The organism is Niveispirillum sp. BGYR6, from assembly GCF_027568365.1.
GTDB lineage: Bacteria > Pseudomonadota > Alphaproteobacteria > Azospirillales > Azospirillaceae > Niveispirillum.
Genome location: NZ_JANLNL010000002.1, coordinates 74,996 through 90,180 on the forward strand (window position 1 = coordinate 74,996; position 15,185 = coordinate 90,180).

Annotated in this window: 16 protein-coding genes and 1 pseudogene; 5 read left to right on the forward strand and 12 right to left on the reverse strand. The window is 64.5% G+C overall.

Features of this window, described 5'->3' with window-relative positions:
* Positions 1-54: 54 nt before the first annotated feature.
* A complete protein-coding gene (locus tag PCJ49_RS04255) occupies positions 55-441 on the forward strand; it encodes a DUF779 domain-containing protein (RefSeq protein WP_269909877.1) in 387 nt (128 codons plus the stop codon).
* Positions 442-452: 11 nt separating this feature from the next.
* On the opposite strand, the gene PCJ49_RS04260 is transcribed toward PCJ49_RS04255, so the two are convergent.
* From PCJ49_RS04260 to gstA, 3 genes are read right to left on the reverse strand one after another with little or no spacing between them, the layout of a single operon-like run.
* Positions 453-671 (reverse strand): 4-oxalocrotonate tautomerase family protein, encoded by a 219-nt coding sequence (locus tag PCJ49_RS04260; RefSeq protein WP_269909878.1) that lies wholly within the window; start codon positions 669-671, stop codon positions 453-455.
* 9 nt (positions 672-680) lie between these two features.
* A complete protein-coding gene (locus PCJ49_RS04265; RefSeq protein WP_269909879.1) occupies positions 681-1,058 on the reverse strand; it encodes a nuclear transport factor 2 family protein in 378 nt (125 codons plus the stop codon).
* A complete protein-coding gene (gene gstA / locus PCJ49_RS04270; protein WP_269909880.1) occupies positions 1,055-1,681 on the reverse strand; it encodes a glutathione transferase GstA in 627 nt (208 codons plus the stop codon). The genes PCJ49_RS04265 and gstA overlap by 4 nt, the downstream gene beginning before the upstream one ends.
* 116 nt (positions 1,682-1,797) lie before the next feature.
* On the opposite strand from gstA, the gene PCJ49_RS04275 reads away from it, so the two are divergent.
* On the forward strand, positions 1,798-2,205 hold the full coding sequence (locus PCJ49_RS04275) for a helix-turn-helix domain-containing protein (RefSeq protein ID WP_269909881.1): 408 nt from the start codon (positions 1,798-1,800) through the stop codon (positions 2,203-2,205).
* Here PCJ49_RS04275 and PCJ49_RS04280 read toward each other — a convergent pair.
* Both PCJ49_RS04280 and nosP read right to left on the reverse strand, forming a co-directional pair.
* Positions 2,159-4,408, reverse strand: coding sequence for a NahK/ErcS family hybrid sensor histidine kinase/response regulator (locus PCJ49_RS04280; RefSeq protein ID WP_269909882.1), 2,250 nt, complete (start codon positions 4,406-4,408; stop codon positions 2,159-2,161). The two genes, PCJ49_RS04275 and PCJ49_RS04280, sit on opposite strands and share 47 nt — an antisense overlap.
* Complete coding sequence (gene nosP / locus PCJ49_RS04285) at positions 4,405-5,553, reverse strand: nitric oxide-sensing protein NosP (RefSeq protein WP_269909883.1); 1,149 nt, start codon at positions 5,551-5,553, stop codon at positions 4,405-4,407. Before nosP ends, PCJ49_RS04280 begins: the two co-directional genes overlap by 4 nt.
* A 349-nt stretch (positions 5,554-5,902) precedes the next feature.
* Here nosP and PCJ49_RS04290 point away from each other — a divergent pair, with 349 nt between their 5' ends.
* Positions 5,903-7,999: a 4Fe-4S binding protein gene (locus tag PCJ49_RS04290; RefSeq protein WP_269909884.1), complete on the forward strand. Its 2,097-nt coding sequence runs from the start codon at positions 5,903-5,905 to the stop codon at positions 7,997-7,999.
* Positions 7,989-8,939 (forward strand): FAD:protein FMN transferase, encoded by a 951-nt coding sequence (locus PCJ49_RS04295; protein WP_269909885.1) that lies wholly within the window; start codon positions 7,989-7,991, stop codon positions 8,937-8,939. The genes PCJ49_RS04290 and PCJ49_RS04295 overlap by 11 nt, the downstream gene beginning before the upstream one ends.
* Before the next feature lie 144 nt (positions 8,940-9,083).
* Here PCJ49_RS04295 and PCJ49_RS04300 read toward each other — a convergent pair whose 3' ends face one another.
* The 7 genes and pseudogenes from PCJ49_RS04300 to PCJ49_RS04330 all read right to left on the reverse strand — a co-directional run.
* Positions 9,084-10,154 carry a phosphotransferase gene (locus tag PCJ49_RS04300; RefSeq protein WP_269909886.1) on the reverse strand — a complete coding sequence of 357 codons (1,071 nt, stop codon included), beginning with the start codon at positions 10,152-10,154 and terminating at the stop codon, positions 9,084-9,086.
* Between the two features lie 15 nt (positions 10,155-10,169).
* Complete coding sequence (locus tag PCJ49_RS04305) at positions 10,170-10,952, reverse strand: SDR family oxidoreductase (RefSeq protein ID WP_269909887.1); 783 nt, start codon at positions 10,950-10,952, stop codon at positions 10,170-10,172.
* Positions 10,953-10,967: 15 nt separating this feature from the next.
* The gene (locus tag PCJ49_RS04310; protein ID WP_269909888.1) at positions 10,968-11,732 is read right to left on the reverse strand and encodes a glucose 1-dehydrogenase; all 765 of its coding nucleotides are present in this window, start codon (positions 11,730-11,732) and stop codon (positions 10,968-10,970) included.
* A gap of 97 nt (positions 11,733-11,829) precedes the next feature.
* Positions 11,830-12,288, reverse strand: coding sequence for a 23S rRNA (pseudouridine(1915)-N(3))-methyltransferase RlmH (gene rlmH / locus PCJ49_RS04315; RefSeq protein ID WP_269909889.1), 459 nt, complete (start codon positions 12,286-12,288; stop codon positions 11,830-11,832).
* A gap of 128 nt (positions 12,289-12,416) precedes the next feature.
* The gene (rsfS, locus tag PCJ49_RS04320; protein WP_089286912.1) at positions 12,417-12,791 is read right to left on the reverse strand and encodes a ribosome silencing factor; all 375 of its coding nucleotides are present in this window, start codon (positions 12,789-12,791) and stop codon (positions 12,417-12,419) included.
* A gap of 62 nt (positions 12,792-12,853) precedes the next feature.
* Entirely contained in the window at positions 12,854-13,567 is a 714-nt protein-coding gene (locus PCJ49_RS04325) for a nicotinate-nucleotide adenylyltransferase (RefSeq protein WP_269909890.1), read from the reverse strand.
* Positions 13,548-14,837, reverse strand: a pseudogene (locus PCJ49_RS04330) (glutamate-5-semialdehyde dehydrogenase); the annotation flags it as partial. The gene PCJ49_RS04325 and the pseudogene PCJ49_RS04330, both read right to left, overlap by 20 nt.
* A 79-nt stretch (positions 14,838-14,916) precedes the next feature.
* Here PCJ49_RS04330 and PCJ49_RS04335 point away from each other — a divergent pair.
* Positions 14,917-15,147 (forward strand): hypothetical protein, encoded by a 231-nt coding sequence (locus tag PCJ49_RS04335; protein WP_269909892.1) that lies wholly within the window; start codon positions 14,917-14,919, stop codon positions 15,145-15,147.
* Positions 15,148-15,185 lie beyond the last annotated feature (38 nt).

Sequence of the window (15,185 nt, forward strand, 5' to 3'; positions counted from 1 at the left end):
GCGCCATCCGCCCTTCCTTTTTGGTCTTCCCCTGCCACGTGATGGAGCGAACCCATGGTGCCGCGCGTTCTGTCCACTGCTACCGCCGATGCGCTGATTGATCGGCTGCGCGCCATGCATGGGCCGGTGATGTTCCACCAGTCCGGCGGCTGCTGTGATGGTTCGGCGCCGATGTGCTATCAGGCGGGGGAATTCAAGGTCGGCAGCCGGGATGTCTATCTGGGCGACATTCACGGCGCCCGCTTCTTCATCGGTGCCGCCCAGTTTGAGTATTGGGAACATACCCAACTGATCATCGATGCCGTGCCGGGACGCGGGGCGGGTTTCTCCCTCGAAGGTCCGGAGGGCTTGCGCTTTCTCACCCGCTCCCGCGTTTTCACCGATGCGGAAGCGGCAGCGTTGCAGGCGGCAGGGCCGCCGCTACGGGGCGATCAGGTCTGAATCCTCCTGTTTCAGCAGTCCGCCGTGGCAGACAGTGACTTGCGGTAATCCGCGACGGCAAGGCCACCGATGCCCCAATCCTCCATTGCGACCTCGTCGATCACAACGAAGGTGGTGGCAGGATTTTTGTCCAGCACCGCCACCAGAAGATCGGTTACGCCCTTGATAAGGCGGGACTTCTGTTCGGGTGTGGCACCTTCGCGGGTGATCTTGATGTTCACATAGGGCATGGTCGCTCCTTACCCCTGGCGTTCGATAATCTGGAAGACCTTGGCGATGATGCGCCACTGCCCCTCGGTGCGGACGAGCGTGAGAAAATCCACGAAATCCCGTTGCCCGATGGAACAGCGCAGGCGGGCGACGGCCGTGTTTTCCCCGGCCAGATCAATGGCATCGATATGGTCGCGGCGTGACTCCCCCCGTGACGCCGGTGACTGGCGGGCCGCCACCACCGGGACATATTCCGCCATCGTGCGATAAAGCATGGGTGTTTCGTCGGCCGTGGCGTAGATCGCCTTTGGATGAAAGACGCGCTGCAGAATCTCGGTATCGCAGAAGTAAAGCGCATCGAAATAGTCCTGCAGGATGGCGGTAATGTCGGTGAACGCCTGTGTCATGCCGCCTTCTCCACGATCAGACCTTCTTGCTGCATCGCCTGCTGCACCGAGGGGCGCTGCGAGAGACGGTCGAGATAGGCGCCGACATGCGGCCAGGGCGACAGGTCCAGCCCGATGAAGCGCGACCAGTTCAGCACCACAAACAGATAAGCATCCGCCACACTGAACGTGTCACCCAGGATGACGCTGCGGCCATCAGCCAATCCGCGTTCAACATCGCCAATACGCTTGGTCAGCCTGGCTTCGATGGTCGCTTTTTCCGCGTCATCAAGGGCTCGTCCCTCGAAATAGGGGCTGAATGCCTTGTGCAGTTCGGATGCGGTGAAGTTCAACCATTCCTGCAGCCGTGCCCGTTCCACCGTACCCGGCAGGGGGGCAAGCCCGGCATCCGGCCGGCGATCGGCAAGGAACTGCAGGATGGCCGGATTTTCTGTCAACACCGCGCCACTGGCCAATTCCAGGGCTGGAACATAGCCCTTCGGATTGATCTGGCGGTAATCAGCCCCGGTTTCGGTCAGACCGGACTGGGTATCAACCTTCTCTGCAGAGAAGGCCAGCCCGAGTTCATTCAACACGATCCGCGACGCCATCGAACAGGCGCCCGGCTTGAAGTAGAGTTTCATGACGAGGTTCCTTGCTGCTGATAACGGGAAGTTATGCAGCGCGGTTTCCCTTGCCAACCAAGTTTCTAACAGTTACTGGATTATCCGGTTTCCCCGCAGTAACCTCAAGTTCCGGCATGAGCCTCAAGCTTCGCAAGAACCGCAGCGCGCGTCCGCCCGAGCCCTGCGCGCTGACCGAGTGCATGACCATTATTGCCGGAGCCTGGGCCCCGAATGTAATCTGGCATCTGCGCGCCGGGCCGCGCCGGTTCAACGAATTGCGGCTGGATATTCCACCGGTCTCCGCCAAGGTTCTGTCGCAGCGTCTGCGGGAGCTTGAGGGCAGAGGGGTGTTGACCCGTACCCTGCAACCGACCTCGCCCCCGTCGGTCGAATATGCCCTGACGCCGCTAGGGCGGGAGCTGATACCAGCGCTGGATGCGATCGTTGAGGTTGGGCACAAGCTGAAAGCCGCGGCGCAAGCGGATGCGGATAACGCTACCCGATCAACTGCGTCACCAGCGCCCGCAACTGGGCCGGTTTGACGGGTTTGGTCAGCAGGGCATAGCCGTCATTCTGCACCCGTTCATGCACGCTGGTGGTACGGTTGGCGGTGATGACGATGGCGGGGATGTCACGGCCACGGGCCTGGATCACCTGGGCGATGGCATCCACGCCCAGTTCACCATCTTCCAGATGGTAGTCGGCGATAATGACATCGGGCCAGCCGCCCAGTGCCGGCAGAACACCCATGGCGGCCGGGGCGCTGGGGGCCACCTGCACCTGACAGCCCCAGCCGCGCAGCAGCGCGCCCATCCCGTCCAGGATTGCCTGTTCATTATCGATCACCAGAATGCGCGCACCGGTCAGCGGGCTGGCCGGTGGGGACATGCGGACGCTGCTGATCTGCGGCGGGCGCTGCTTGCTGCCCAGCGGCACCGTCACCGTAAAGGCCGACCCGCGTCCCAGATGGGAGCGCAGGCCGATGGGCGTGTCCAACATGCGCCCGGCCCGCTGCACAATGGCAAGACCCAAGCCCATGCCCCGGTCGCGTCCGGCTGGCCGGTCACCTTCCAGGCGGCGGAATTCCTCAAACACGGCTTCCAGCTTGTCGGGCGGGATGCCGGGACCGGTATCCAGCACCTCGATCCGCACCGCATCGGTCAGCCGGCGGCAGCCGACCAGCACCCGCCCGGTGCGGGTGTAGCGCAGCGCGTTGGAGACGAAATTCTGCAAGATGCGGCGCAACAGCCGCATATCGGTATGCACAATCGCCCGGCTGGGCAGCACCCGCAGGTCCAGCCCGCGCTCCTTGGCCACCGGCGCATATTCCGCCTGCATGGAGGAAAGCAGCATGGCCAGCGGGAAATCATCCAATTGCGGCTGCACCACCCCGGCATCCAGCTTGGAAATATCCAGCAGCGCTTCCAGCAGATCTTCCACCGACAGCAGGGCGGCGTCAGTCTTTTCCACCAGCACCCGCGCGCCGGCTTCCTGTTCCGTCTCGGTCAGGGCGGAAACGAACAGGCGGGCGGCGTTCAGTGGTTGCAGCAGGTCGTGGCTGGCGGCGGCCAGGAATTTGGTTTTGGAGAGGTTGGCCTGCTCGGCCGCCGTCTTGGCCTCCCGTAGCTTGGCCTCGATCTGCTGGCGTTCGGCAATTTCCTGCTGCAGGGCGGCGGTGCGTTCGGCCACTCGCCGCTCCAGCCCCTCATTGGCTTCCCGCAGGGCCTCAGCTACGCTGCGCCGTTCGGTGACATCCTGGATCAGGGAGAAGAAGCCCAGCACCCCCCCATCGGGGGCGAAATGCGGCACATAGGTTGCCTGGGAGTAGCGTTTGCCGGACCTTGTATCGAATTCCAGGTCGAACTGGGTCTCAAAGCCCGCCATCACGGTAGCGATGTGCGGGCGGCGCAGCAGATAGGCCGGCTCCCCCAGCAATTCCCGCATGGTGGAGCCGACAATCTCGTGCCGGGGCCGGCGGAAGATTTCACCGTAGCGGCGATTGACGAAGCGATAGGTTTCGTCTGCATCGACATAGGCGATCAGGGCCGGCATGGCATCGGTGATCAGGCGGATTCGTTCCTGCCCGTCGCGGGCATCCCGCTCCTTCACATCGGTAATGTCAGTATAGATGCCGACAATGCCGCCATCGCGGGTCCGCCGTTCATTGATCTGAATCCAGCGGCCATCGGCCAGGGCGTGGACATGGGTACCGTCAGCCCCGGCATGTTGGGCCACCCGGTCGCGCACCCAGCGGTCCGGGCCGCTGCTGTCCGACAGCACGGAGCCACGGGCCGCCGCCAGCCGCGCGATTTCCCCAAAGCTGATGCCGGGGCGGATCATCTCCGCGATGGCGGGCCAGAGGCTGAGATAGGTGCGGTTGCACATCACCAGCCGGTCATCATCATCGAACAGGGCAAAGCCCTCATTGACGCTTTCAATGGCTTCGGCCAGCCTTGTCTGGGCCGTCTCCGCCAGTTCCTTGGCAGTGGCTAATTCACTGTTGGAGGCCTCCAGTTTGCGCAGGGTCTCTTCCAGTTGCTGGGTGCGTTCGCGCACCCGGCTTTCCAGCACGATGGCCGTCTGGAACAGGGAAAAGGCGTTGCCGTGATAATCCATGGACCGTTCCACCCGGTCCATCAGCGCCTTGTTGATGCGCCGCAGCTTCCAGTTTTCCCGCTCCAGGATGGCGATACGCTCCTGTTCCGGGCTGGGCAGGTCGTTGGCAGGGTCAAGCAGGGCTGTCATCGGCGACCTATCGCCAGACCGGTGAAGGTCTGGTTCACATGCATGGCGTTGAACTGTTCACCATAGGTGCAGAAGCCGACGACATTCTGGCTGGCCAGCACCTTGGAGGCGGCATGTTTCAACTGTTTCTGTTCCAGTTCCAGCGAACGGAACACACAGTCGAACGCCAGGATCAGCTCCGGCTTGCCAATCTCCGCCGTCAGCCCCTCGAACAGTTCTTCCAGGTTGCGCACAATATCCACGCCGGTCGCCACCGTCAGCACGATGCCTTCATCAATGGCGCAGAAGAAGGTGAGGCTCTCATCCTCATTCACCTTCTGGATGGAGCGGACATAATATTCCCCGCCCACCCGCACCACCACGGGGTAGGAGGCGAAGATCATCGGGGTCAGCGGCTCCCCCTCCAACCCCACCATGCGGGCATATTCGCGGGCCGCCGGCTCGGCATTGATTTCGGTGACGATGCGGCGGGTGGGATCGGCCTGGGTGACCACCATCTTTTCGTCGGAATGCACGAAATGCTGGTTGCGGAACACCTTGAAGGGCCGCGTCGTGGTCAGGATCAGCAACACCCCGGCATCGACATGGAATTCCCCGTCATGCAGCACATGGGTCTGCTCAAACCGCATGTCATCGCCGGCCGACCCGCCGATCAGCGGCAGGCCGCCCAGCGCATCATGCAGGGCGCTGATGATCAGTTCCTCTTTCACGCACAGCCCGTCGACCAGAAACAGGGCGACATTGCGGGCATCGGGGCCCATGCCGATGGCCGCATCCTCCGCTTCCGCCAGCAATTCCCGCACGCGGGGGCGGGCATCGCCCATTTCAAACCGGCTGACATGATCAAAGCGGCCGATGGTGGCGGCGAAATCACCCTTGGGGAAGGCGACGGCGCTGATCGCCCCATCCATATAGCCGAACGGCGTCAATTCCCCGGCCGTGGTGCAGCCGATGACGGGAACGCCCGGCAGGCGGGCGCGCACCTGTGCGGCCACAGCCGGCAGATCATGATGGGACGAGCAGAACAGCACCACCAGCACCGGGTCGGCCGCCAGCAGCGATGGGGAAAGCTCATCAATGGCCGCCGCCGGGTCCGCCTGATGGCTGCAGGCACGGACCAGCGGCCGGCTTGGCTGTGGCGACATGCGCCCCTCGATCCAGGCTCGGCATCGCCCCGGCCGGGGGACCGGGGCATGGTTGCCCGAATGGTAAGGCCAGCGGGGCGGGCTGCCAAGATGCCGGCTTTCACCAATCACTTAGACGATAGTGCAATGTGACGCGACAGACGATCAGTCTATCCGGTGTGATGCCTGTCCGCATCCATGACGCGGGAGATGGAGCCATGCTGCCTGACCTGCAGGCCCGGCGGTGCGCAGCAGCATCAAGCCTCTGCCGGTCGAGGCCCGCTGTGATCTCGCACCAGCCGTCGAACCAAAGTCCAATACCCGCCGCCCCTTATGCCGCCTAGCCTTTTCGGCAACCGGAGGGGGTGTGATGCTGCGGCTGCTGATGCTGTTCCTGATGCTTATGCTGTTCGCCGCCCCGGCCCCCGCCGCCGCGCTGACGGAGGAGGAACTGGCCCGTCTGCTGCCTGATGGGTACAGCCTGGGGCAGAAGGAAAAGACGGTGCCGGCCTGGCCGCTGATCAAGGCCGGCATGGTGGCGGGGTATATTTTTGAAACCGGATCGCTGACGTCCATTCCCGGCTTTTCCGGCACGCCGATGAACCTGCTGGTGGCGATGGATGATGCCGGCCGTTTTCTGGATGTGCAGATCCTCTCCCAGCATGAGCCGGTCTTTGTCGATGGGCTGGGGCCGCAGCCCTTCGCGGATTTCCTGACGCAATATCGCGGCCTGACCATCCGGCAGAATATCAAGATCGGCAGCCAGTATGGTGCCTCCGACCGGGCGGGCAGCAGTTCGGTCACCCTGGACGGGGTGGCCAAGGCGACGGCCAGCCTGCGCATCGCCAACCTGACCATTCTGGGGGCCGCCACCAAGGTAGCGCAGGCCAAGATGGCGGCCCTGGCACCCAAGCCGAAATCCATCCCGCGTCCAGATATGGACCAGATCAGGGGCTGGGATTCCCTGGTCGCCAGTGGTTATGTTCGCCGTCTTACCCTGACCAACGCCATGGTTGAACAGGCATTCCAGGGCACCCCCTTCGCTGGCCTGGATGCGGCGGGGCTGGCCGATACACAGGGGATTTTCATCGACCTCTGGGTCGCCTATCTGAACGTGCCCACCATCGGCCGTTCCCTGCTGGGGGAGGCGCAGTATGCCCAGGTGATGGACCGGCTGCAGCCGGGGGAAGAGGTGCTGCTGGTGCTGTCCAGCGGGCGTTATTCCTATACCGGGCCGGATTTCGTGCCGGCCACGGTGCCGGACCGGCTGGCGGTCAGCCAGGCCGGCTTTCCGGTCAATATCCGCGACATGGTGCATGATTATGTGCTGCCTGCCGGCTTGCCGGCGGTGGATGAGGTGCGGTTGTTCCGTATCGACGGGTCCGCCGCCTTCGATCCGGCCAGCCCCTGGACCCTGTCGCTGCGCACGGTGCGGGAAAAGGGCCTGATCCTGCCCGACCGGCAGATGCGCGATTTCACACTGAATTATACGCTGCCGGCCAGCCTGTTCACCGACCCGGTGATTGTGGAAGCCCCACCGGAATGGCTCCTGGCCTGGGGCAGCCGTCTGCCGGAACTGGCCATTCTCGGGCTGTTGCTGCTGGCGCTGACGGCGGGATTGATCGCGCAGACCCGCCTGTCCCGGCGCGAACGGCAGTTCTATTGGACGCGCATGGGCTTTCTGGCGGCGACGCTGGGCTTTATCGGCATTCAGGCCCAGGGCCAGCTCTCCATCGTCACCGTGCAAGGTGTGGTGAAGGGGGCGGTGAACGGCATGAATTTCAGCTTTCTACTCTATGATCCGGTGTCGTTGCTGCTCTGGGCCTATGTCGCGGTCACCGCCATCATCTGGGGGCGGGGCACGTTCTGCGGCTGGCTCTGCCCCTTCGGCGCGCTGCAGGAATTTGCCGATGCACTGGGTCGGCTGCTGCGGCTGCGGCGTATCCGGGTGCCGGGCTGGCTGGATCAGCGGCTGGTACTGGTGAAATATGCCGTGCTGTCGCTGCTGCTGGTCACGGCCCTGGTTCTGCCGGGGGAGGCGGAGAAAGCGGCAGAGGTGGAACCGTTCAAAACCGCCATCACGCTGGGTTTCATCCGCGATCTGCCCTTCGTGCTCTATGCCGGGTTCTGGCTGCTGCTGGGGCTGGTGATGTTCAAGCCCTTCTGCCGCTATCTCTGCCCGCTGGGTGCCTTTCTGGCACTGGCCGGCCGGTTGCGCCTGCTGGACTGGATACCCAGGCGGCCGGCCTGCGGCAGCCCGTGCCAGCTTTGCACCAGCCGCTGCCGGTACAAGGCCATCCGGCGGGATGGCTCCATCCGCTATGACGAATGTTTCCAGTGCCTGGATTGCGTCGGCATTTACGCCGACAAGGGACGCTGCGTGCCGCTGGTGGTGGCGGCACGCCATGGGGAAGGGGCCGCAGCCCGCATCCAGCCCAGAAAGGGGAGCGGTCACCATGCCGCCTGAAACCATGCTGCTGCCCAGCCGCCGCCGGGTATTGCGCCTGTCCGCCCTGGCCCTGGCGGGCGGTGCGCTCGCCCTCTGGCCCCGCCGACCACCGCCGGTGACATGGCAGGGCCAGGCCATGGGCGGCCCCGCCAGCCTGACCCTGCATGGGGTGGAGGAAGGGGCGGCCAGGGCGCTGATCGGCCATGTTGTCCGGTTGATCAGCGCCCTGGAGGGGCTGTTCAGCCTGCATCGGCCGGACAGTCTGTTGTCCCGCCTGAACCGGGAAGGGGAATTGGGTGATCCGCCCGCCGCCTTCACCGATCTGCTGCGCCAGGCCCTGGCCCTGTCAGCCGCCACCGCTGGCGCCTTTGATCCCACGGTCCAGCCGCTCTGGCAATTCTACCGGGATGGGGCGGCTGATTTTGGGGCGGTACGCCAGGCGGTCGGCTGGCAGCGGGTGGAGGTTCGGCGCGACCGGGTGCGGCTGCCGCCAGGCATGGCGCTGACCCTGAACGGGATTGCCCAGGGCTATATCACCGACCGGGTGACCGATCTGCTGCTGGCCCAGGGTGTGGGGCATATGCTTGTGGATATGGGGGAACCGCGCGGCATCGGCCGGCGTGATGACGGGCAGGAATGGCAGTTGGGGGTGGCCGATCCAGCCGATGCCACGCGGATCGCCACTCACATTCCCGTTTCCGGCCGGGCCGTCGCCACCTCCGCCCCGCGCGGCAGCCTGATCGATGCGGCTGGCCGTTATGGCCATATCCTGGACCCGGCAACTGGGCTGCCGGCCGATCGCTGGCGGCAGGTCAGCGTCGCCGCCAGCACGGCCACCCTGGCCGATGCCCTCTCCACCGCCATTGCCGCCAGCGATCCCGCCCGCGCCCAGTCCCTGCTGGCCGCTGGGGGCGGGCAGGCGATGGTGGCCGGGTTGAAAAACTTGCCTGGGGGATAGAAGGGTTCATCCGGCGATGCTAGGCGCTGTTGATTTGACGCCGCATCATCGCTCGAAAATAAACCCGATCCGCCTTGTTCAGAACTCTAACGAATCAGAAAACCTATAAACCCGTCTCAGGAATTTTCCCGGATTCAGGGTATATTATTTGTCGGAGATGAATTTCCAGCCCGTCTCCGCCGCCGCGCGTGCCACCTCCCCATAGGCGAGCGCCCGCCTGTCTGCCGCATTGCCCGCCAAGGCACGGGCATAGACCCCCTGACAGATGGCGGTGATACGGAAAAAGGCGAAGGCCATGAAATAGGGCCAGTCGGGAATGCCGGAACGCCCGGTGCGCCGGCAATAGGCGGCGACATAGTCCGCCTCTGTCGGGATACCCCTGGCCACCAGATCGACGCCCACCAGACCGGGAAACTGTTTGATGCCGGCCGGCAGGTGATAGGCCATGCAATTATAGGCCAGATCGGACAGGGGATGGCCCAGTGTGGCCAATTCCCAATCCAGCACCGCCAGCACGCGCGGTTCGCTGGGGTGCAGCATCAGATTGCCCAGGCGGAAATCGCCATGGGCGATACTGGTTTCATCCCCCGCAGGCACATGGGCTGGCAACCACGCCATCAGCCGGTCCATGGCGGGGATGTCGCTCTCCCCGCGTGCGGCAATGAATTGCTTGGACCAGCGGTCGACCTGCCGGGCGATGTAGTTTTCCGGCTTGCCGAAATCGCCTAAGCCCGCTGCCTGCCAATCCACATTATGCAAGGTGGCCAGGGTGGCGTTCATCGCATCATAGGTGGCGGCGGCCTCCGCAGGGCTCAGCCCGTGCAGCGCCACATCGGACAGAACGCGCCCGTCAATATGGTCCATCAGGTAAAAGGGCGTGCCGATCACCTCTTGATCGTCACAGATCAAGCGGGCATTGGGCACCGGCACGCCGGAACCGGCGAGCGCCCGCATGATGCGATATTCCCGCTCAATCATGTGGGCGCTGGGCAGCAGCTTGCCGGGTGGCTTCTTACGCAGCACCAGCTTTGTGCCATCTGTGGCAGTCAGCAGGAAGGTGGGGTTGGATTGCCCGCCCTGGAACTGGCCCACCTGCCAGGGGCCGGGTATTTCCGGCAGGTGGCGGTCCAGGAAGGCGGCCAGCGCCGCCTCATCAAACCGGTGCTGGGGCAGAACCTCAATCACGCTGGCGCTGGTCTGGCGGGCATCCGTCATGGTGGTCACTCCCCTTCAGATGACTGTTGGGTCCGCTATTGTCGCCCCACCATCGGCCACGATCAACTGTCCTGTAACAAAGGCACCCGCCGGGCCGGCCAGCATCAGCGCCACGCCGGCAATTTCGTGCGGTTTGCCGAAGCGGCCCAGCGGCGCACGTTTACGCACGGCGCGGGCGATATCGGGATTGTCGGTCAGGGCCTTGGCGAAATCCGTTTCGACGATGCCGGGGGCGATGGCGTTGACGCGGATGTTGGACGGGCCGAATTCCACCGCCAGATTGCGCACCAGGGCCGCCTCTGCCGCCTTGGACACACCATAGGCCCCGATCACCGGATTGCCGCGCAGCCCGGCGATGGAGGAGAGTACGATTACCGACCCGTCGCGCCGTTCTGCCATGGCGGGCAGCACCATGTTGCACAGCCACCAGGTGCTGCGCAGATTGCTGCCCATGATCTTGTCCCACGTCTCATCGCTGAGGCTGCCCAAGGGGCCATAGGCCGGGTTGATGGCGGCGTTGGCGACCAGAATATCGATGCGGCCCCATTGGGCGATGGTGGTATCCACCAGATTTTGCAGTTCCTCCTTGCGCCCGATATTGCAGGGGACGGCGATGGCCTCCCCCCCGTCAGCGATGATGGCATCGCGCACGGCCACACAGGCATCCAGCTTGCGGGAAGAGATGACAACCTTGGCCCCGGCGCGGGCAAATTCCTCCGCAATCGAACGGCCGATGCCGCGCGACGAACCGGTGATCAGGGCCACTTTGCCGGACAGGTCGAACAATGGATGGGTCATGTTGGCGTCTCTCCCTTACCGCGCTGTGGTGCCGCCATCGACGGCGAATTCGCCGCCGGTCAGGAAGCTGCTTTCATCGGACAACAGGAACAGGATCATGTTGGCCGCATCTTCCGGCTCCCCCATCCGTTCCAGGGCGGCAGTACGTTCCAGCCGGCGGCGCAGGCGTTCCGGGTCGGGCGAGAGGTCCAGCATCTGCTGCACCATCGCCGTCTTCAGGAAGCTGGGATGCACGGAATTGCAGCGGATATTGTACTTGTTCTGGGCGCACCAGAGGGCCACCGATTTGGACAGCAGCCGCACCGCCCCCTTGGCAGAGCAATAGGCCGGCAGGTCCGGCGCGCCGCGCAACCCGGCGACGGAGGAAACGTTCACGATGGCCCCGCCGCCGGTGTGCTTCATGGCGCGGATGGCGTGCTTGCAGCCCAGGAAGACGGATTCGGTATTCACCGCATGGACCAGCCGCCAGCTTTCCAGGGTTTCTTCCTCAATATTGCGCAGCGACCCGCAGCCGGCATTATTCACCAGCCCGTCCAGCTTGCCGAACCGTTCCCCGATTTCGGATATTACTTCTACCCAGCGGGCCTCGCTGGTGACATCCTGCGGCAGGAACAGGGCACCTTCGCCCAGTTCGGCGGCAGCAGCCTCCCCACCGGCGACATTGCGGTCGGTGATGACCACCCGCGCCCCTTCGCGCAGCAGCACCCGCGCCGTCGCCAACCCGATGCCTGAGGCACCACCGGTTACCAGGATGATTCGATCCTGCACTCTGCCAGCCATCTTTTCCTCCCCTGCCGCCGGGTGCACCGCCCCGGCGTGTCAAACGCTTGTTTGAGTGTAGACATGAAAGGCGGGGGAGGGCAACAGGGAAGGGGGCTCACGCCCGATGGTACGGATGCCCGGCGATGATCTGTTGGGCGCGGTAGAGCTGTTCGGCCAACATGCCGCGCACCATCATGTGCGGCCAGGTCATTGGGCTGAAGGCCAGCACCAGGGCAGCGCGCTGGCGGATGCTGGCGTCCAGCCCGTCGGCACCGCCAATGACGAAGGCCAGATCGCTGATGCCGGTGTCGCGCCACTGGCCGACACGGGCGGCGAAATCCTCCGACCCCATCATCCGGCCGCGTTCATCCAGCGCCACCAGCGTGGCGGACGGGGGCAATGCTGCCAGCAGCAATTCGGCCTCCGCCTTCTTCAACTCCTCCCCCTCCAGCCGCTTTTTCGTCTCCACCTCCCGCAGGGTGAAGGGCCAGGAGAGGCGGGATCTGTATTCTTCAAACAGATCGCGCGCCGGGCCGGGCTTGGCCCGCCCGACGGCGGCAAGCCACAGGCGCATGGGGGTGTCCTTTAAGGTACAGGCAGCGGCGGAACAGCAGCGATGCAAGGGGGAAGGCGGACAAGCCAAGGGCGCCCAGGCTGTTGCCCGGCGCCCTGTCGCAAACCAGCCCTGATAAACGGCGCGGGTTATTGCGCCGGCAGCATGTCGTAGCCGGGGGCCAGGCTGTTCAGCGAGGCCGGCAGTTCCACGCCCCACATCTTTTCGATGCTGTAGAAGGCGCGCACTTCCGGGCGGAACAGATGCACGATCACATCGCCGGCATCCACCAGCACCCAGTCGCATTGCGGATAGCCTTCCGCGTTGCCGGCATGGACGCCGATATCGCGCAGCTTGGAAATAAGCTGTTCGGCCATGGCACCGACCTGACGGGCCGAGTTACCGGTGGCGACCACCAGATAATCCGCCATCGTGGTCTTGCCGCGCAGGTCGATGGTGATGACGTCTTCTGCCTTGTTCTCATCCAGAACCGTCAGAACCAGATCGCGGGTGCGTTCCGGCATGTCGGCGGCGGCCAGGTGGCCGGTCTGGGTGGAGGTATTGATCTCTGCGCTCGCTGTCGTATTCACCGAATAATCCGTCCTTGATGATCCACGCCGCCAGCACCACCCTGGCACCGTATCGCCGTGGCCGAAGCGGGATGCAGGGGTGCTTCCAGGAACACCCAGGCCGGGGCCTTTGCACCCGCAAGGTGCTTGGCCGCCGACATCTGCCATCGCGCTTTGGCGAAACGCCGGGCGGCCTTTCCGCCCAACGCGCCGACAGAATAAGGCTGACGCGGAAATATCGCAACGGGGACCATCCCGAATATCCGCGTCCATCCCCGCCAACGCGGCATCTGGGCCAGATTGTCCGCCCCCATCAGCCAGACGAAATCCGTGCCTGGAAAATGCCGTTTCAGCCCCGCCAGCGTATCCACCGTATAGCGTGTGCCCATACGGGTTTCGATATCGCTGACCCGGATGCGCGGGTGGTTGGCCACCCACGCGGCACCGGCCATCCGCTGGGCCAGCGGTGCCATTCCATCCAATGATTTCAATGGGTTCTGGGGGCTGACCAGCCACCAGACCTCATCCAGCCCCAGCATCCGCAGGGCCATCAGCGACATGTGCCGGTGCCCCCCATGGGCGGGGTTGAACGACCCGCCCAGAAGCCCCACGCGCAGGCCCCGCCACAGCCCCCCCGCCAGGGGACGGGGGGGCGTGGGAAGGGCTGTGCCATGCGTGGCGGTCAGGTCGGTCGCGTGGGGCGTGCGTGCATCAGGGGCGGGTGTGCCCATCGCCCCGCACCACATATTTGTAGCTGGTCAACTGTTCGGCTCCCACCGGCCCGCGCGCGTGCAGCTTGCCGGTGGAAATCCCGATCTCCGCCCCGAAGCCGAATTCACCGCCATCGGCGAACTGCGTGGAGGCATTGTGCAGCACAATGCCGCTATCCACCCGCGTCAGGAACCGCTCCGCTGCGTCGGCATTTTCGGTGATGATGCTGTCCGTATGGTGGCTGCTATGGCGGCCGATATGGGCGATGGCCGCATCCACATCCGCCACCAGCTTCACCGACAGGATGGCATCCAGATATTCGGTGTCCCAATCCTCATCCGTTGCCGGCACGACGCGGGCATCCAGCGCCTGCACCCCGGCATCGCCCCGCACCTCACACCCGGCCTTGATCAGATCGTCCAGGATGGCGGGCAGCAGGTTTGCCGCCACAGCCTGATGCACCAGCAGGGTTTCCGCCGACCCGCAAACGCCGGTACGCCGCATCTTGGCGTTCAACACCACGCGGCGGGCCTTTTCCGGGTCGGCATCCTTGTCCAGATAGACATGGCAGATGCCATCCAGGTGATAGATCACCGGCACCCGGCTTTCGGCGGCCACGCGCCCGGTCAGCGACTTGCCGCCGCGCGGGATCACCACATCCACCCAGCGCGTCATGGTCAGCAATTCGCCCACGGCGGCGCGGTCGGTGGTGGGGGGCATCTGGATGGCATCGCGCGGCAACCCCGCCGCATCCAGCCCCTGATGCAGACAGGCCAGGATGGCGCGGGCGGAACGGATACTCTCCGACCCGCCGCGCAGGATGGCGGCATTGCCGGATTTCAGGCATAGCGCGCCGGCATCCGCCGTCACATTGGGCCGGCTTTCAAAGATGATGGCAATCACGCCCAGCGGCACCCGCACCTTGGTAAAGCGCAGGCCGTTGGGGCGCGTCCATTCCTCCAGCACCGCCCCCAGCGGATCGGGCCGATCGGCGATTTCCTCCAGCCCGTTGGCCATTGATTCCAGCCGCGCCGGATTCAGCAGCAGCCGGTCCAGCAGAGAGGCTGACAGGCCTTTGGCCTCACCCGCCGCCATATCCTGGGCGTTGGCGGCCAGGATGCTGTCGGCATTGGCGCGGATGGCCTGTGCCGCCGCACGCAACGCCTGGTCGCGCACCGGGCCTGGCACCAGGGCGATTTCCCCGGCGGCGGCGCGGGCGCGGCGGCCGAGATCATCCATAAGGCGCGCAATATCCTGGCTGTCGGTGCTGGTCATGGTTCCACCCGGTGAATTGTTACGCGGATGCTAACCGTTCATTCGTCATATTTCACCCCTGCCGCCCGGATGCCCGCCATGCTAAGATGCAAGCATGATCAGCAGCGTCACCAGCAGCAGCCCTGATGTGGCCCGCACCGCCGCCAGCGGTTTTGCGGATGTGCAGGCGACAGTGCAGGCCGCAACAGAGGCGGTTGCCACCAGCGGGGCAGGCCCGGCGGTCATTCTGGACCTGAAAGGGGCGGAGGTGAAGGCTGGGATCAGTGCCGCCATCATGCAGACCGACCAGAAGAATTTTCAGCGGTTGCTGGACGTGCTGGCCTGATTTGGTTCGATTGTGTAGAGAAGAATATTCTTCTCTAC